A 17,769-nucleotide genomic window follows, 5' to 3' on the forward strand; every position below is an offset into this window, starting at 1 on the left:
TTTGCAAAAACCCGTTACCAAACTCAGTCATTTACTTAGCAAACTAACAAAACATATAACAGAGACCTGCACACGCCTTGCTGCAGATAACAGAGATTGGAGCTAGCAGATGACTGTAAAAGTAACTGAACGCGACGATTCACATAAATCCCACGAGGGTGTAGCCGCCGGTATCCGGATCTGGGACGTGCATCAACAAGACCTGCTGGTCGGGATGTTCCACTCCGAGATCGACGCGCAAAACTACAGGGCCGAACTGGAAATACTCGAGCGCAACCGCGAGCTCGCAACCGGTTGAATACAGACTCCACCACCGTGCAGCCTGCCCCTTCCCAACACGGGCAGGCTGCAACCGGAGCACGCGGCTCAGGCAATCTGAATGGCCGCTAAATGAAGGGAGTCGTCGATCACCACCGAAGGAACAACACCGACGATCCAGCCCGCCTCAAGCTTCACCACCTCGCACTCACCATCGCCCATGCCGTCATTGCGGACGGCAAACTGAAGCGAAGATAGATGACGCTTGCCGTAATCGAAGTCCATGCCACAGGCGATCAGGAAATCGATTTTGGCCCCCGCCAGTTCAATCTCCTTGTCCCGTTCACCGTCTTTCAACACCGCATAATCGAGGCACAAGTTGATGCCGAATGGGCAACCCACTACAAGACTATTAATAAATATTCCTTCGTAGCCACCAAAGTAACTGTGCTCGGCCTGTACACTACTGACCTTCTTTACCCGTACTACAACCTCATCGAACAACTTGAAAAACCAGTACCCGTCTTCCGAGCCTACATGTTTTCCAAAATCGATTCCTGACACATAACGCTTCGGCCACATCGACATCAGCGGCATGTCGACCTCATATTCCTTATTGGAAATTGTGAGCACATAATTAATGACATCGTAATAGCTCGACTCCCCCTCTCCCACCTTGATCAGCGTCGCACAACTTCCCGCCAACAAAACGATCTTGCCGTAGCGCTCCACTGGCAGATCACTTATCAACAGCGTCACACACTCGGTCACCTTCGTCAGATAAGCAGAGTTCAGTTCGTGAAGCTCCTGTTCATTACGGACTTCGTGCCAGGGAATGTTCCAGAAAAACTCAGGCAGGGTTACGAAAACGCACGCGGGCCTGCCGTGATCGTCGCGAGCAGCTTTCGCAGCAATTTTGATCTTTCGGCGCACAAGCTCCGCTCGTGCGACAAGCTCGTCGTCCAGATAATCGTGAATGGATTGATCGGGTTGTCGCGGCTGTGAAAGCTGCGATTTAAAAGTGGGTTGGCGTAACGAGGCGATACTTACCAGCATTGACAATATCCTTATTCATTTAATTTCATTCCATTAGTTCTCTCCCCTGAGAATACTTCGGGCAAAAGAAAACCCGAGAGATCGTATCGACGCGATCTTTCGGGTTCAATTCATTAATCCAGCAATGTACTAACAAACATGTAATGGAAGAGGAGCGATTACCACATCAGATCATCAGGGATCTTGTAGGCCGCATACGGATCGTCCTCGACGCTGACTTCTTCGGTCTGCACATTCAGCTGCACGATGCGTTGCGGGTCGCGCTCCTGAATCTTCAATGCCGCCTCGCGCGGAATCACTTCGTAGCCGCCAGCGTGATGCACGATGGCCAGCGAACCGCTGCTGAGCTTGTTGCGCATCAGGGTGTTGACGCAGATGCGCTTGACCTTTTTGTCGTCGACGAAGTTGTAGTAATCCTCGGTCGTCAATTTCGGCAGGCGAGAGACTTCGATCAATTGCTTGACCTGCGCGGCACGGGCCTTGGCCTCAGCCTTTTCCTGCTGCTGGCGGTTGAGTTCCTGGTCGCGCTTGACCTTCTCGGCCATGGCTTCCTGTGCCGCGCGCTGCTGGGAGTCATCCAGCTCGATCTGGCCTTTGTGGGCCAGGCGTTGCTGTTTCTGCTTGTCTTTGCTGACCTGCTTGGCCTGCTTCTGGTTGACCAGCCCTGCTTTGAGCAACTGGTCGCGAAGGGAAATGCTCATGGTGCTTATTACTCACTTAGGCCACTGCTCAACCGCAGCTGGGCAAATTCTTTTCCTGACGTTTGGCTTCGCCCCACAAGGCGTCCAACTCTTCGAGGGTGCAATCTTCCATGGGACGGCGGGTGTCGCGCAATGCCTGTTCGATAAAACGAAAGCGTCTTTCAAACTTGCCGTTGGCACCCCGCAGTGCGGTTTCCGGATCAACCTTGAGATGCCGCGCCAGATTCACCACGGAGAACAGCAGGTCACCGATCTCTTCGGCCACGGCCTCGGGATCATTTTCCGACATGGCTTCGAGGACTTCATCGAGCTCTTCACGCACTTTGTCGAGCACCGGCAAGGCGCCCGGCCAGTCGAACCCGACCTGCCCCGCGCGCTTTTGCAGTTTCGCCGAACGCGACAACGCCGGCAATGCAGCGGGGACGTCATCGAGCAATGACAGCTGTTCGGGCGCGCAGGACTTCTCTGCGCGCTCCTCGGCCTTGATCTCTTCCCAGCGCTGCTTGACCTGCTCTTCGCTGAGGCGCGGAACATCCAGCGGTGCGTAGAGGTCGCCCGTAGGGAACACATGGGGGTGACGACGGATCAGCTTGCGGGTGATGCTGTCGACCACACCTTCAAACTCGAAGCGCCCTTCTTCCCGGGCCAACTGGCTGTAATACACCACCTGGAACAACAAGTCGCCGAGCTCTCCCTGCAAGTGATCGAAGTCACCGCGCTCAATGGCGTCGGCGACTTCGTAGGCTTCTTCCAGAGTGTGGGGGACGATGGTGGCGTAAGTTTGCTTGATGTCCCACGGGCAACCGTACTGCGGGTCGCGCAGGCGATTCATCAGGTGAAGCAGGTCTTCAAGGCTGTACATCATTTATGTCTCACCACAAAACCATTGTGGGAGCGGGCTTGCTCGCGAAAGCGGTAGACCAGGCAACATTGATGTCGACTGACACCCCCTCTTCGCGAGCAAGCCCGCTCCCACATTGAGTTGACGTCGATCTTCACGGCGTCCGGTTACGCCGGGTTTCGATGATGTTCGGCAACTGGGAAATCCGCCCCAGCAACCGCCCCAATGCATCCAGCCCCGGAATCTCGATGGTCAGGGACATCAGCGCGGTGTTGTCCTCCTTGTTCGAGCGGGTGTTGACCGCCAGCACGTTGATCCGCTCGTTGAGCAGCACCTGCGAAACGTCACGCAGCAACCCGGAACGGTCGTAGGCGCGGATGATGATGTCCACCGGATAGGTGAGCACCGGCACCGGCCCCCAACTGACCTGGATGATTCGCTCCGGCTCCCGCCCACTCAGTTGCAGCACCGAGGCGCAGTCCTGGCGGTGAATGCTCACGCCGCGGCCCTGGGTGATGTAACCGACGATGGCATCACCCGGCAATGGCTGGCAGCAGCCGGCCATCTGGGTCATCAGATTGCCGACGCCCTGGATCTGGATGTCGCCGCGCTTGCCCGGTTTGTAGCCGGTGGCCTTGCGTGGTATGAGTTCAAGCTGTTCGTTGCCACGCTCCGGCTCGACCAGTTGCTGCGCCAGGTTGACCAGTTGCGCCAGGCGCAAATCCCCGGCGCCGAGGGCGGCGAACAGGTCTTCGGCGGTTTTCATGTTGGCCTTGTCGGCCAGCTTGTCGAAATCCACCGCCGGCAGGCCGAGGCGATTGAGTTCGCGCTCGAGCAAGGTTTTACCGGCCGCGACGTTCTGGTCGCGAGCCTGCAACTTGAACCAGTGAACGATCTTCGCCCGTGCCCGCGACGTAGTGACATAACCCAGGTTCGGGTTCAGCCAGTCACGGCTCGGGGTGCCGTGCTTGCTGGTGATGATCTCGACCTGTTCACCGGTTTGCAGGCTGTAGTTGAGCGGTACGATGCGCCCGTTGATCTTGGCGCCACGGCAGTTGTGACCGATTTCGGTGTGTACGCGGTAGGCGAAGTCCAGCGGGGTCGCGCCCTTCGGCAAGTCGATGGCGTGACCGTCCGGGGTGAAGATGTAGACCCGGTCAGGTTCGATATCGACCCGCAGCTGTTCCGCCAGGCCACCGATGTCGCCCAGTTCTTCGTGCCATTCGAGCACCTGGCGTAGCCAGGAGATTTTCTCTTCGTAGTGATTGGAACCGGATTTGACGTCGGTGCCTTTGTACTTCCAGTGGGCGCATACCCCCAGCTCGGCCTCTTCGTGCATGGCGTGGGTGCGGATCTGCACTTCCAGTACCTTGCCCTCGGGCCCGATCACCGCCGTGTGCAGCGAGCGGTAGCCGTTTTCCTTCGGGTTGGCGATGTAGTCGTCGAACTCTTTCGGGATATGCCGCCACAGAGTGTGGACGATGCCGAGCGCGGTGTAGCAGTCGCGCATTTCCGGCACCAGCACGCGCACGGCACGCACGTCGTAGATCTGGCTGAACTCCAGACCCTTGCGCTGCATTTTGCGCCAGATCGAATAGATGTGTTTGGCCCGGCCGCTGATGTCGGCATCGACGCCGGTGGCCTGCAGTTCGTTTTTCAGCTGGCTCATCACGTCGCTGATGAAACGCTCGCGATCCAGGCGCCGCTCATGGAGTAACTTGGCGATCTGCTTGTACTGGTCCGGCTCAAGGTAACGGAAGGACAAGTCTTCCAGTTCCCACTTGATATGACCGATACCCAGACGATGGGCCAATGGCGCGTAGATGTCGAAGACTTCACGGGCCACACGGTTGCGTTTTTCGTCGTCGGCGGTTTTCACCGCACGGATCGCGCACGTGCGTTCGGCCAGTTTGATCAGGGCGACGCGAACGTCGTCAACCATGGCCACCAGCATCTTGCGCAGGTTTTCCACCTGGCCCTGGGTGCCCAGCACCAGGGATTTTCGCGGACTCAGGCTGTCGCTGATCGCGGCCATGCGCTGCACGCCGTCGATGAGCTTGGACACCACCGGACCGAAGCGCTGGCTGACGGCCGGCAACTTGATCTGGCCTTCGCGCACGCCTCGATACAGGATCGCGGCGACCAAAGAGTCCTGGTCGAGTTTGAGATCGGCGAGGATCTCGGCGATCTCAAGCCCTGTACGGAAAGTCGAGTTACCTTCCGACCACAGATTCTGTGCCGCATTGGCTTGTTGTTCGGCCTCGCGAGCGTACTCGCAGGCCTCTTTCAAGGCTTCGCGATCCAGTGCCAGATCGACACTTACCGCGTGATCGAGCCAAGCCTCGAGATTGATACTGCCGTCGGTGTTGATCGGCTGGTGTGCTCTCACCTGTACCATCTTGCTTACCTTCCCTACGACGCAGATTCAATGCGTCAAATCGCTGACCTTCGTTGCCGGTGCGCCCACGTCGGGCTGGGTGCGCGGCTGCACGGGCGGGCCAGTCGGACCAGACGAGCATCCTAGCTCGCTTCAAATAACGCCATGGCCTCGACATGTGCCGTTTGAGGAAACATATCGAGAATCCCGGCACGTTTTAACCGGTAGCCCTGCTTGATCAATTCGACCGTGTCGCGCGCCAGAGTTGCAGGGTTGCACGACACATACACCAAACGTTCGGCGCCCAGGCTCCTGAGCTTGCGCACAACCTCGAAAGCACCGTCACGCGGTGGGTCCAAGAGTACCGCACAAAAGCCTTCGGCGGCCCATTCGGCGCCCGTCAAAGGCTGGGATAAATCGGCCTGAAAAAACTTCGCGTTATGCAGATTATTGCTGGCCGCATTCGCCGCGGCCCGATCGACCATCACCTGCACGCCTTCGACCGCCACCACTTCACGAGCGGCCTTGGCCAGCGGCAAGGCAAAGTTGCCCAGGCCACAGAACAGATCGAGTACGCGCTCATCCGCTGTCGGCTTCAGCCAGTCCAGTGCCTGGGCGACCATCGCTTCGTTGACGGCGGCGTTGACCTGGATGAAATCCCCGGGACGATACGCCAGCTCCAGGTCCCACTGTTCAAGACGATAGCCCAACGACTGATCGGCCTCGACCGGTTGTGGTTCTCCATCGCCATGCAGCCACAACTGGGCTTCATGGAACGCGCAGAATTCCTTGAGGATCGTCAGGTCGGCATCGGACAACGGCGCCATGTGCCGCAGCAACACCGCCAGCGTCGAGCCGCTGAACAACTCCACATGCCCGAGTGCCTGGGGTTTGCTCAAGCGCCGCAGCATCTCCGGCAAGCGGGCCATGATCGGTTGCAAGGGCTGTACCAGCACCGGGCAGTCATCGATGCCCACGATGTCCTGGCTGCCAGCGGCACGGAAACCGACTTCGAGTTTTTTTGCCTTCATGTCCCAGCGCACCGCGACGCGGGCGCGCCGGCGGTAAGCGAACTCCGCACCGCTCAATGGCGCTGCCCACTCATCGGGTTCGACCCCCGCGACTCTCGACAACTGCTCGGCGAGCATGCGCTGTTTCAGGGCAAGCTGTTCGTTGTGGGGCAGATGCTGCACGCTGCAACCGCCACAGCGACCGGCATGGGCGCACGGTGCAGGGCGGCGTAATTCGCTGGCCTTGAACACCCGTTCGGTGCGCGCCTCGACCACTTTGCCGTGGGCACCGAGGACGCGCGCCTCGATCTCTTCACCGGCCAATGCGCCGATGACGAACCAGGTGCGACCTTCGAAAAACGCGATACCGCGACCGTCATTGGCCAGGCGCTCGATGGTCAGGCGCTGCTTTTTGCCGGTCGGGACTTGCGGGGCCTTGCTGCCGCCGGTGGGCTGGAAGCGCAGGCCTCTTTCATGTTTGGCCATCAGTTGGGCGCGTCGAAAATGCCGGTCGACAAGTAACGGTCGCCACGGTCGCAGATGATCGCGACGATCACCGCGTTTTCAACTTCTTTGGACAGGCGCAGCATTGCCGCCACGGCACCGCCCGAAGACACGCCACAGAAAATGCCTTCTTCGCGGGCCAGACGACGGGTCACGTCTTCGGCTTCGCTTTGCGCCATGTCGACGATCCGGTCCACGCGGTCAGCCTGGTAGATCTTCGGCAGGTATTCCTGAGGCCAGCGGCGGATCCCCGGGATCGCCGAGCCTTCCATCGGTTGCAGGCCGATGATCTGCACGTTGTCGTTCTGCTCTTTCAAGTAGCGCGACACACCCATGATGGTACCGGTGGTGCCCATGGAGCTGACGAAATGGGTGATGGTGCCCTGGGTCTGGCGCCAGATTTCCGGGCCGGTGGTGGTGTAGTGCGCCTCGGGGTTGTCACCGTTGGCGAACTGATCCAGTACCTTGCCCTGGCCTTCGGCTTCCATCTTCTGCGCGAGGTCACGGGCGCCTTCCATACCCTGCTCCTGGCTGACCAGAATCAGCTCGGCGCCATAAGCTGTCATGGCTGCCTTGCGCTCGGCGCTGGAGTTGTCGGGCATGATCAGGATCATCTTGTAACCCTTGATCGCAGCGGCCATGGCCAGGGCGATCCCGGTGTTGCCCGAGGTCGCCTCGATCAGCGTATCGCCGGCGTGGATCTGCCCGCGCAATTCGGCGCGGGTGATCATCGACAGCGCCGGACGGTCCTTGACCGAACCCGCCGGGTTGTTCCCTTCGAGCTTGAGCAAAAGGGTATTGCTGGTGGCGCCGGGCAGGCGCTGCAAACGGACCAGCGGAGTGTTGCCGACGCAATCGGCGATGGTTGGGTACTGCAAGGTCATGGCGTATTCGCAATCCAGACTGCGGGGGGGCCTATCATACCGGCAAACGTTCCCAGGCCATATCACGCAAAGTGCGGTGCTTATGGCTTATGGGAATAAGGGCGAATTTGGCGATGAATGGGAGGATCTGGTCGCAGCTTTCCGACCCGCCTTGAAAAACGCGGGGTAAGGTAAGAAATCGCTGTCAGAAAACGCAATTTACTGTAGGAAAATAGAATGAATTCATCGGAAGTTTCCTGCACCTCATAACGACAGGCATGAACTAGTGCGCCCCCGAAGCAGCAGATAATCTTTTTCAATGCTCAGTCAAACAAGATGTCTGCCTGAGCATAGGGTGCCGGGCAACGCAGCAACTCGTTTGCGGTGCCGACGCCTTAAAGTTTTTCCAAGCTGGATTTATATCAAGGAAGAAAACAAATGAAGACTTTACTTGCCCTACCCTTCGCTGCTCTGATATTTGCGACCGGCCAAGCTTCTGCTGCATGCATTTACATTCAAAACACTTATAGCGGAATTGTGCCTGCCGACTCTGACGTTATCGTACAAGGCCCCTTTACCATCACTGGCGCAAATGGATGCCGACAAGCAAATATCACTTCTACCATTACGGCCTTGGGAGTGGGTTCCCCTCCGAGCCTTGTAATTGAAAAACTGGATGGCTCAACCTGGAAGCACGTTGACGGAGGCAATCGCAGCACTGCTTCGACACTTGGGCCACTAGGTACATATAGGGTTCGTCATGTAAATAATCATAACGTGGCCAGAGGATATTCCGGCACTACGCGTTATGGTCGATAAACAGTAAGCCTGCCAATGCCCGCCTGCTCCACGGCGGGCATTGGCAGGTCAGGCTTGGATGCTGACCGAAAGGTCACTTTGAGCCGAGTTCGCAAAATAAGAGAGCGCCCCCAAGACATGGTTCGCTTGAATCAAGCCCTTGGTTATTCTATGAAAACCTTCCGCGTGCGTTTCACCATCCGCCAGCCTGTCTTCAAGCATCTGATTGAACATGGCTATTGCATTGAATTTAACATCCGTTCCCGTTGGACGACCAGTTTCATCATAGGCCATCCTGCCGGAAGTAAAAAAGTGCGCCACATCGTCACCTAACAGGCCATGTTCAAAAAGCAAAGAACCTGCCATTGCAAGTTCATAGGTACTGACTGACGTGAAATCATACCCCTTCAATGAGTTTTTCAGCTCTTCAAGTGAAAGCTTGCCATTTAGTTTTAGCGCATCAACGGCATCATCGGCGCTCCCCTTTGTGTAGCTGTTGACTGTTTCGAGAGGATTCTTGACAAAATAGGCATCTGCCTTCATCGACAAGGCCGGATAATTAATATTCATCGACATCTCCTTGGCTTTTTATTCTCAAATCAGATATCGCCACTCAACTTTAAACCTTGAGGGTTTTATCCAAGGAATACCCTGTGAAGATGTTGCGAATTATCTCAAAACAAAAATCTGAATATCGCCCGTTAAACCGGCGACGTATGAACCAACAACCGCATATTCATCCGCAAACCGCTCCCGGTGTTCTGCGCCCAAAGCTGCCCACCCTGACGCTGCACCGCGTTTCGGGCGATGCTCAAGCCCAACCCAAACCCACCATCCCCCGGCCGCGAACCGTCGAGTCGGGTGAACGGCAGGAAGATCCGCTCCAGATCAGCTTCCGCCACGCCGCCGCCCTGATCCTCCAGCCATAGATGCCAGAAATCTCCATCACGTCGGCCGCCGAGCAGGACAACCCCACCATCAGGTGAATGCCGAATCGCATTGCGCAGAATGTTTTCCAATGCCTGGGCCAGGGTGTTGAGATGACCGCGAACCCAACAGGATGAATCTACGGTGCATTGCAACTGCGTATCGGGCCAACCACTTTCATAGCAGGCGTTCTCCGTGAGCATTTCCCACAAGGCCTGGATCTGGATCGCTTCGTCAGGCAATCGGGTGCGCTCGGTATCGAGCCACGCCAGTTGCAGCGTGTCTTCCACCAGGCGCTGCATGCCATCGACTTCACGGCCGATGCGTTCGCGCAATGGCTCCAACCCCTGCTCGCTTTCACTGGCCACCCGCAGGCGGCTCAAGGGCGTGCGCAATTCGTGGGACAAGTCGCGCAGCAGTTGCTGCTGCAAGGCCACAGTGCTTTGCAGGCGCTCGGACATGTGATCGAACGCCCTGCCCAACTCGCCCAATTCATCGGAACGGTTGGTGGTGCGGCTCGACAGGCGCACATTCAGTTGGTCGGCACGCCAGGCATTGGCCTGTTCACGCAGGCTGTTAAGCGGCACCACCAACAAACGATACAGCCCGACGCACAACAGCAAGGTGAACAACCCCGGAATCACGCCGTTGGTGATCACCCGCCAGAACACCCGGTAACGCCCGGGTACGAAGCGCTTGGGCAACTCGATCACCAGGCTGCCGACGGAGGGGTCACCGGGAAAGGGTATGCGCATCCACGGCCGGCCTTTCTTGTGGATGGGCCAATCGAGGCCGCGCAAAAAAGTCAGGCGTTCAACTTCCTTGTCCGTCAGCGATTGATTGCTCAAGGACTGCAAATCACCGCCGATGACACCGACCCAGCCTTTTTCCCGCTGATGCATGCCTTGCAGCCAGTCATCGATACCGGCGCTCTGACGCTGCTGCCATGCCTGCTCGGCTTCGGCAGCATAACCGGACAGGGTGCCGCGGGCCTCATCGGAGAGGAACTGGTTACGCTGCTCCATGTAACGGCCCCAGGACCAACTCAGCCAGATCATCAGCAGACAGAAAGCGACCAATAGACAGGCCAGTTTCCAGAACAGCGAATGCCTGCCCGGCAAGTTACATGTCATCGGAGGCGCTCAGGATGTAGCCCTTGCCCCAAACCGTACGCACTTCGCGCTCGGTATATCCAATGGCCTTGAGCTTGCGGCGGATCTGGCTGATGTGCATGTCCAGGCTGCGGTCATGGGCCGCGTAACCGCGCTGCAGCACCTGCTGATAAAGGAAGGCTTTGCTCAGAACTTCGTCGGCGCTGCGGTGCAGCGTCTCCAACAACCGATACTCGCTGCGGGTCAGGCCACCGGCCTGTTCGCCATAAAAGACCTCGAAGCTTTCATCGTCGAAACGCAGGCTGTCCATCGACGGGGCCGGCACTGCGGGTGCCGGTCGGCGGTCGAGTGCCACCCGCCGCAGAATGGCTTCGATGCGCACCCGCAACTCCACCATGCTGAAGGGTTTTGGCAGGTAATCATCAGCCCCCAGGCGAAAGCCGCTGATGCGATCGGCCTCGGCACCGAGGGCCGACATCAGCAACACCGGGGTGGAATGGCTCTGGCGCAATTGGGTCAGTACCGCCAGGCCGTCCATGCCTGGCAGCAGAATATCCATCAACACCACGTCGAATGGTTGCCGGCGGGCAATGTCCAGGCCTTCCTGACCGTTCTGGCACCAGGTCACCTGGAAGCCGCTGCGGTCCAGATGCTCATGCACGTAGGCTCCGAGCACAAGGTCGTCTTCGATGGACAGGATTCGGGGAAGGCCGGCAGTGATGGGAGTCATGACTATCTGCAAATAATTCTCAGTTGAAAGATTATTCAAGATTGCCTCGCCAGGAGCAACCCACCGTTTGTCCGTATTGCCAATGAGTCGTCCGGACCGACGAATGACGGCACCATTTTTACGAAGATTGCCCGCGAGCAAATCGCTACACTGCGCAAGTGGTGCATGGCGGATGCATGTGCAGGCCTATGAATAGCGGGATGCAGGAGAGATGCGTGCTCAAGAAACTGGGAATCAAAGGCCGCGTGCTGTTGCTGACCCTGTTGCCAACCAGCCTGATGGCGTTGGTGCTGGGGGGATATTTTACCTGGATGCAACAGGCTGACCTGCAAGCCCAACTCATGCAGCGCGGCGAAATGATCGCCGAGCAGTTGGCTCCACTGACGGCGCCTGCCATGGGCCATCAGGACAACGAACTGCTCGAACGCATCGCCACCCAGGCCCTGGAACAAACCGATGTGCGGGCCGTGACCTTCCTGGCTCCTGACCGCACGCTGCTGGCCCACGCCGGCCCGACCATGCTCAACCAGACACCCTCCGGCAGTGGCACGCAGATGCTGCGCCGCAGTGGCAACGATGCGACCCGCTATCTGCTGCCGGTATTCGGCAAACACCGCAACCTGGCCGGGGACGTGATTCCCGAAGAAGCCGACCGCCTGCTGGGCTGGGTCGAGCTTGAACTGTCCCATAACAGCATGCTGTTGCGCGGTTACCGCAGCCTGTTCGCCAGCCTGATGTTGATCGCGGCGGGGCTCATAGGTGCGGCACTGCTGGCCTTGCGCATGGGTCGCACGATCAATCGGCCATTGAGCCAGATCAAGCAAGCCGTGGCTCAACTCAAGGACGGTCATCTGGAAACCCGCCTGCCGCCGCTCGGCAGTCAGGAACTGGACGAGTTGGCCTCCGGCATCAACCGCATGGCCGGCACCCTGCAAAATGCGCAGGAAGAATTGCAGCACAGCATCGACCAGGCCACCGAAGACGTGCGCCAGAATCTGGAAACCATCGAGATCCAGAACATCGAACTGGACCTGGCGCGCAAGGAAGCCCTGGAAGCAAGCCGGATCAAGTCCGAATTCCTGGCCAACATGAGCCATGAAATCCGCACGCCGCTCAACGGCATTCTCGGCTTCACCCACCTGCTGCAAAAAAGCGAGCTCACCCCGCGCCAGCTCGACTACCTGGACACCATCGAAAAATCCGCCGACAGCCTGCTGGGCATCATCAACGAGATTCTCGACTTTTCGAAAATCGAGGCCGGCAAGCTGGTGCTCGACCATATTCCGTTCAACCTGCGCGACCTGCTACAGGACACCCTGACCATCCTCGCCCCGGCTGCCCATGCCAAGCAGCTGGAACTGGTGAGCCTGGTGTACCGGGACACGCCGCTATCGCTGGTGGGCGACCCACTGCGGCTCAAGCAGATCCTGACGAACCTGGTGAGCAACGCGATCAAGTTCACCCGCGAAGGCACCATCGTCGCCCGCGCCATGCTCGAAGAAGAACACGAAGACACCGTGCAGTTGCGCATCAGCATTCAGGACACCGGCATCGGTCTGTCGAACCAGGACGTACGCGCCCTGTTCCAGGCCTTCAGCCAGGCCGACAACTCGCTGTCGCGGCAACCGGGCGGTACTGGCCTGGGCCTGGTGATTTCCAAGCGCCTGATCGAACAGATGGGCGGTGAGATCGGCGTCGACAGCACGCCGGGGGAAGGGTCTGAATTCTGGATCAGCCTGAGCCTGCCAAAAACCCGCGACGATGCCGAAGACCTGCCCTCGGCACCCTTGCTCGGGCGACGGGTGGCGGTACTGGAAAACCACGAACTGGCACGGCAGGCGTTGCAGCATCAACTGGAAGACTGCGGCCTCACCACCACACCGTTCAATACCCTGGAAAGCCTGACCAATGGCGTCACCGCCGCCCACCAGACCGACCAGGCGATCGACCTCGCCGTGCTCGGTATCACCAGTAACGACATGCCGCCGGAACGCCTCAACCAGCACATCTGGGACCTCGAGCATCTTGGCTGCAAAGTGCTGGTGCTGTGCCCGACCACGGAACTGACGCTGTTCCATCTTTCCGTGCCCAACCCTCACAGCCAGCTCCAGGCTAAACCGGCCTGCACCCGCAAGCTGCGACGCTCCCTGTCTGACCTGGTCAACCCGCGGTCTATGCGCAGCGAGCCGGGCGAACCGGTATCCAGCCGTGCCCCGAAGGTGCTTTGCGTCGACGACAATCCGGCCAACCTGATGCTGGTGCAAACCCTGCTCGAAGACATGGGCGCCAAGGTACTTGCGGTGGAAAGCGGTTATGCCGCCGTCAAGGCGGTGCAGAACGAGACATTCGATCTGGTGTTGATGGACGTGCAGATGCCCGGCATGGACGGTCGCCAGAGCACCGAGGCGATCCGCCAGTGGGAAAGCGAACGCCATTGCACGCCCCTGCCGATCGTGGCCCTCACTGCCCACGCCATGGCCAACGAAAAACGCGCGCTGCTGCAAAGCGGCATGGACGACTACCTGACCAAACCGATCAGCGAACGGCAATTGGCGCAAGTGGTGCTGAAGTGGAGCGGCCTGGCGCTGCGCAATCACAGCCCGGAGCGCTCCGGCGATGGGCATGCTGGCACCCATGACCTGTTGGTGCTCGACCACGAGGAAGGATTGCGCCTGGCTGCCGGCAAGGCCGATCTGGCCGCGGACATGCTGGCGATGCTGCTGGCGTCACTGGAGGCTGACCGCGAAGCCATCCGACTGGCTCGGCAAAGCAATGAACACAACGCTCTGGTCGAACGGGTCCATCGCCTGCATGGCGCGACGCGTTACTGCGGCGTACCGCAATTGCGTGCGGCCTGCCAACGCAGCGAAACCCTGCTCAAGCAGCAGGACCCGAAAGCCAGCCTGGCACTGGATGAGCTCGACCGGGCAATCAATCGCCTGGCAGCCCAGGCGCGCATCAATGCTTGATGCAGCGCAATCGCGAAGGGCTGCCGGCGAGTTAACCTGAGGACTGTCGAATGCCGGCTTGCTCAACGGCGCAGGCCACCTTCAAGGAGCACCGCATGCGTACGATTCTTTTCAGCAGCCAGAACTACGACCGCGACAGCTTTCTCGCGGCCGGGCAACCGGCCGGCATCGAGCTGCAATTTCAGACTGCGCGCCTGAGCCTCGACACGGTAGCGCTCGCCCAAGGGTATGAAGCGGTCTGCGCGTTCATCAATGATGACCTTGGCGCTGCGGTACTCGAGCGCCTGGCCGCTGGAGGCACACGCCTGATCGCCCTGCGCTCGGCCGGTTACAACCATGTCGACTTGCCGACAGCAAAACGCCTGGGACTGGCCATCGTGCGTGTCCCGGCCTATTCGCCCCACGCCGTTGCCGAACATGCAGTAGCGCTGATCCTCGCACTCAACCGCCGCTTGCCCCGCGCCTACAACCGCACTCGCGAAGGGGATTTCAGACTACAAGGGCTGACCGGATTCGATCTGGTGGGCAAGACCGTCGGCGTGGTCGGCACCGGTCAGATTGGTGCCACCTTCGCCAAAATCATGAGCGGATTTGGCTGCCGGTTGCTGGCCTATGACCCCTACCCCGACCCGCAGGTCGAAGCCCTCGGCGCTCGCTACCTGAGCCTGCCGCAATTGCTGGCCGAATCGCAGATCATCAGCCTGCACTGCCCGCTCAACGAACAGAGCAGGCACTTGATCAACCGCGAGTCCCTGGCGCACATGCAACCGGGCGCGATGTTGATCAATACCGGGCGTGGCGGTCTGGTGGACACCCCGGCACTGATCGATGCCCTGAAAGACGGCCGCCTGGGTTACCTGGGGCTGGATGTGTATGAGGAGGAAGCGCAGCTGTTCTTCGAGGACCGCTCCGACCTGCCGCTGCAAGACGATGTGCTGGCACGGCTGCTGACCTTCCCCAACGTGATCGTCACCGCACACCAGGCCTTCCTGACCCGCGAAGCGCTGGACGCGATTGCCGCCACAACATTACACAACATTGCAGCCTGGACGGCGGGCACCCCGGAAAACCTGGTGACGGGAGACTGAAACGGATCGAAGGTCATCTACCTGCGCGATGCGGCGTACAAGCCCGTGCTAGCATATCGCGCATATTTGGAGGACCCATGGTCGAACACGATTTCCGCTACAGCCTGATGAACCCGCAACACACCCTCACTGAATGCCGCGCCCTGGTGCCGGGGCGCTATCAAGTCACCGGCAACGGTGGTTCGATTCGCAACAATGACGTGCTGGTTGTGACCCTCAAGGGTGCCAAGGACTTGTCCATGCGCCTGACCGTCGAAACGGTTCGCCACCTGATCAACCCGCCCGGCCAATGGGTCGCGGTAGCCAGTGGCCCGGTGTTCGGCGAACTGGCCATCCACACCTGGCAAGTGAACTGTGACAGCTGTGCCAAAGAGCTGAGCTTCGAGTTTGCCGTCGATGCCAAGCTGGGCAACAAGGCCGAAAAGCCTGCCGCCACCGCGCGGATCGCCGAGCTGGGCTGGACCAGCGTTGGCGAGAAACACCTGTGCCCGAAATGCCAGGAGCCTGCGTGATGAAAGGCCTCGCTCTGACCGCCATGGTCGGTGCCGGCCTGCTGGGCTGCGCCGCCGAGCCGGTGCAACTGCAACAGAACCGCAGCTACATTCTGGAGTGGATCGGCGAGCGGCCGTTGATGGACTACAGCCACCTGACCGTCACCCTAGACGAAGATGGCCGGGCCTACGGCAATGGCGGCTGCAACCACTGGTTCGCGCCGTACACCCTCGATGGCGATAAACTGACCTTCGGCAAAATCGGCAGCACCCGCAAATTGTGCGCGCCGGCACTGATGGAACAGGAAAAACGCTTCCTTCAGGCCCTGGAAAACGTCCAGCGCTGGGACGTCTCCCCGATCGAGCAGATACGCTTCTGGCCAGCCGAAGGCAAGCCGTTGCGTTGGTGGCTCGAGGAGGGTTGATCGCCCTTTCAGCACGGTGAAACCTGTGGGGAGGGGGCAAGCCCCCTCCCCACAAAAAGCCCCTGACCACAATGAAAACGATCATCTGATCAATTCTTCGCCTGCAACGCCTCAAGCTTCGCCATCACCCCCGCCGCCGTCTGTTCACCCATCAACTGCTCACGCACCTTGCCCTTGTTATCGATGATGTAGGTCACCGGCAATGCTTCGCTGCGCGGCAGCTCGAACAGTTCGGAAGGGTCCTGGGCAAGCACGGTGAACCTGATCCCAAGCTTCTCGCTCGCGTCCTTCAGCTCTTGCCCCTGAACATTGTCGAAGTTGACCCCGAACACACCGATTTTCTTGTCCTTGAGCTGCTCAGCCAAAGCATTCAACTCCGGTATCTCGGTACGGCAAGGCCCGCACCATTCTGCCCAGTAGTTGAGGACCAGCCATTTGCCGTCCAGTCGGTCGGCGGCGATCTTGTGGCCGTCCTGGTCGATGCCATAGTCATTACCGCAGCCCCCCAGCATCAACGCTCCGATGATCGCCAATGCTGCTGCCAGTCGCCTTGTCATGTCGTGTTCCTTGTCAAAAATTGAATGCACCTGCGACCCATCGCCTCTTACGGTTCTGGATTGCGCGCTGCACAGTTAGAATAGCCGCCACCTTACGCAAGATGCGACCCGCTCATGACCGATCTGACGCTTTATCACAATCCGCGCTGCTCGAAATCCCGCGGTGCGCTCGAACTGCTTGAAGCCCGTGGCCTGACCCCGACCGTGGTCCGCTACCTGGAAACCCCGCTGGACGCCGCGCAGATCCAGAGCCTGCTGGGTAAACTCGGGATCAGCGCCCGGCAACTGCTGCGCACCGGCGAGGACGAGTACAAGACCCTTGACCTGGCCGACAGCAGCCTGAGCGAAGCGCAATTGATCTCTGCCATCGCCGCCCACCCGAAACTGATGGAACGACCGATTCTCGAAGTCGGCAACAAGGCCATCATCGGCCGCCCACCGGAGCAGATCCTGGAACTGTTGCCATGAGTGCACCGTACATTCTGGTTCTGTACTACAGCCGCAGCGGCTCGACCAACGAAATGGCCCGGCAGATCGCCCGTGGTGTCGAACAGGCCGGGCTTGAGGCCCGCCTGCGCACGGTGCCGGCGATTTCCAGCGAGTGCGAAGCCGTTTCGCCGGAGATTCCCGACGAAGGCGCGCTGTATGCCAGCCTCGACGACCTGAAGAACTGTGCCGGCCTGGCACTCGGCAGTCCGACCCGCTTCGGCAACATGGCGGCACCACTGAAGTATTTCCTCGACGGCACCAGCAACCTGTGGCTGACCGGCGCCCTGGTGGGAAAACCGGCGGGTGTGTTCACCTCCACCGCGAGCCTGCACGGCGGCCAGGAGACCACGCTGCTGTCGATGATGCTGCCGTTGCTGCACCACGGCATGCTGATCACCGGCCTGCCCTACAGCGAGTCGGCACTGCTGGAAACCCAGGGCGGCGGTACGCCATACGGCGCCAGCCACCACGCCGGCGCCGACGGCAAAAGCGGTCTGGATGCCCATGAAGTGGCGTTGTGTCGCGCGCTGGGTCTGCGCCTGGCCAAGACCGCACAGAAACTGGAGAGCTGAG

17 protein-coding genes are annotated in these 17,769 nt (G+C 59.5%); 7 read left to right on the plus strand and 10 right to left on the minus strand.

Annotated features, from left to right (window positions below):
* Positions 1-109 precede the first annotated feature (109 nt).
* Entirely contained in the window at positions 110-298 is a 189-nt protein-coding gene (locus KGB29_RS17555; RefSeq protein WP_154860357.1) for a hypothetical protein, read from the plus strand.
* 68 nt (positions 299-366) lie between these two features.
* Here the strand turns inward: KGB29_RS17555 and KGB29_RS17560 are convergent, their stop codons facing one another.
* From KGB29_RS17560 to KGB29_RS17600, 9 genes are all read right to left on the minus strand, one after another.
* On the minus strand, positions 367-1,314 hold the full coding sequence (locus KGB29_RS17560; RefSeq protein WP_223616464.1) for a hypothetical protein: 948 nt from the start codon (positions 1,312-1,314) through the stop codon (positions 367-369).
* A 158-nt stretch (positions 1,315-1,472) separates the two neighbouring features.
* The gene (locus tag KGB29_RS17565; RefSeq protein WP_008051468.1) at positions 1,473-2,015 is read right to left on the minus strand and encodes a DUF2058 domain-containing protein; all 543 of its coding nucleotides are present in this window, start codon (positions 2,013-2,015) and stop codon (positions 1,473-1,475) included.
* Positions 2,016-2,043: 28 nt separating this feature from the next.
* Positions 2,044-2,877 (minus strand): nucleoside triphosphate pyrophosphohydrolase, encoded by an 834-nt coding sequence (gene mazG / locus KGB29_RS17570; protein ID WP_218543370.1) that lies wholly within the window; start codon positions 2,875-2,877, stop codon positions 2,044-2,046.
* Positions 2,878-3,010: 133 nt separating this feature from the next.
* Positions 3,011-5,254 carry a GTP diphosphokinase gene (gene relA / locus KGB29_RS17575; protein WP_090457279.1) on the minus strand — a complete coding sequence of 748 codons (2,244 nt, stop codon included), beginning with the start codon at positions 5,252-5,254 and terminating at the stop codon, positions 3,011-3,013.
* A gap of 122 nt (positions 5,255-5,376) precedes the next feature.
* Positions 5,377-6,729 (minus strand): 23S rRNA (uracil(1939)-C(5))-methyltransferase RlmD, encoded by a 1,353-nt coding sequence (rlmD, locus tag KGB29_RS17580; RefSeq protein ID WP_150812159.1) that lies wholly within the window; start codon positions 6,727-6,729, stop codon positions 5,377-5,379.
* Entirely contained in the window at positions 6,729-7,631 is a 903-nt protein-coding gene (gene cysM / locus KGB29_RS17585) for a cysteine synthase CysM (protein ID WP_057713655.1), read from the minus strand. Before cysM ends, rlmD begins: the two co-directional genes overlap by 1 nt.
* Positions 7,632-8,477: 846 nt before the next feature.
* Positions 8,478-8,978: a hypothetical protein gene (locus KGB29_RS17590; RefSeq protein WP_218543274.1), complete on the minus strand. Its 501-nt coding sequence runs from the start codon at positions 8,976-8,978 to the stop codon at positions 8,478-8,480.
* Between the two features lie 131 nt (positions 8,979-9,109).
* Positions 9,110-10,468, minus strand: coding sequence for a sensor histidine kinase (locus KGB29_RS17595; RefSeq protein WP_154860361.1), 1,359 nt, complete (start codon positions 10,466-10,468; stop codon positions 9,110-9,112).
* The gene (locus KGB29_RS17600) at positions 10,458-11,177 is read right to left on the minus strand and encodes a response regulator transcription factor (protein WP_218543272.1); all 720 of its coding nucleotides are present in this window, start codon (positions 11,175-11,177) and stop codon (positions 10,458-10,460) included. Before KGB29_RS17600 ends, KGB29_RS17595 begins: the two co-directional genes overlap by 11 nt.
* A gap of 215 nt (positions 11,178-11,392) precedes the next feature.
* Between KGB29_RS17600 and KGB29_RS17605 the strand changes: the two genes are divergently transcribed.
* The 4 genes from KGB29_RS17605 (at position 11,393) to KGB29_RS17620 (ending at position 16,150) form a co-directional block, all read left to right on the plus strand.
* A complete protein-coding gene (locus KGB29_RS17605) occupies positions 11,393-14,146 on the plus strand; it encodes a response regulator (RefSeq protein ID WP_154860362.1) in 2,754 nt (917 codons plus the stop codon).
* Between the two features lie 95 nt (positions 14,147-14,241).
* Complete coding sequence (locus KGB29_RS17610; protein ID WP_154860363.1) at positions 14,242-15,234, plus strand: 2-hydroxyacid dehydrogenase; 993 nt, start codon at positions 14,242-14,244, stop codon at positions 15,232-15,234.
* A gap of 77 nt (positions 15,235-15,311) precedes the next feature.
* Positions 15,312-15,746: a hypothetical protein gene (locus tag KGB29_RS17615; protein ID WP_056728017.1), complete on the plus strand. Its 435-nt coding sequence runs from the start codon at positions 15,312-15,314 to the stop codon at positions 15,744-15,746.
* The gene (locus tag KGB29_RS17620) at positions 15,746-16,150 is read left to right on the plus strand and encodes an META domain-containing protein (RefSeq protein WP_057713650.1); all 405 of its coding nucleotides are present in this window, start codon (positions 15,746-15,748) and stop codon (positions 16,148-16,150) included. Before KGB29_RS17615 ends, KGB29_RS17620 begins: the two co-directional genes overlap by 1 nt.
* Before the next feature lie 89 nt (positions 16,151-16,239).
* Here KGB29_RS17620 and KGB29_RS17625 read toward each other — a convergent pair whose 3' ends face one another.
* Entirely contained in the window at positions 16,240-16,707 is a 468-nt protein-coding gene (locus KGB29_RS17625; RefSeq protein ID WP_057713649.1) for a TlpA disulfide reductase family protein, read from the minus strand.
* 114 nt (positions 16,708-16,821) lie between these two features.
* On the opposite strand from KGB29_RS17625, the gene arsC reads away from it, so the two are divergent.
* Positions 16,822-17,175 (plus strand): arsenate reductase (glutaredoxin), encoded by a 354-nt coding sequence (gene arsC, locus KGB29_RS17630; protein WP_102669950.1) that lies wholly within the window; start codon positions 16,822-16,824, stop codon positions 17,173-17,175.
* The gene (gene wrbA, locus KGB29_RS17635; RefSeq protein ID WP_057713647.1) at positions 17,172-17,768 is read left to right on the plus strand and encodes an NAD(P)H:quinone oxidoreductase; all 597 of its coding nucleotides are present in this window, start codon (positions 17,172-17,174) and stop codon (positions 17,766-17,768) included. The genes arsC and wrbA overlap by 4 nt, the downstream gene beginning before the upstream one ends.
* The last annotated feature ends 1 nt before the right edge of the window (position 17,769 follow it).

The organism is Pseudomonas sp. BF-B-30 (genome assembly GCF_019956305.1).
In the GTDB taxonomy this organism is placed as follows: domain Bacteria; phylum Pseudomonadota; class Gammaproteobacteria; order Pseudomonadales; family Pseudomonadaceae; genus Aquipseudomonas; species Aquipseudomonas jessenii.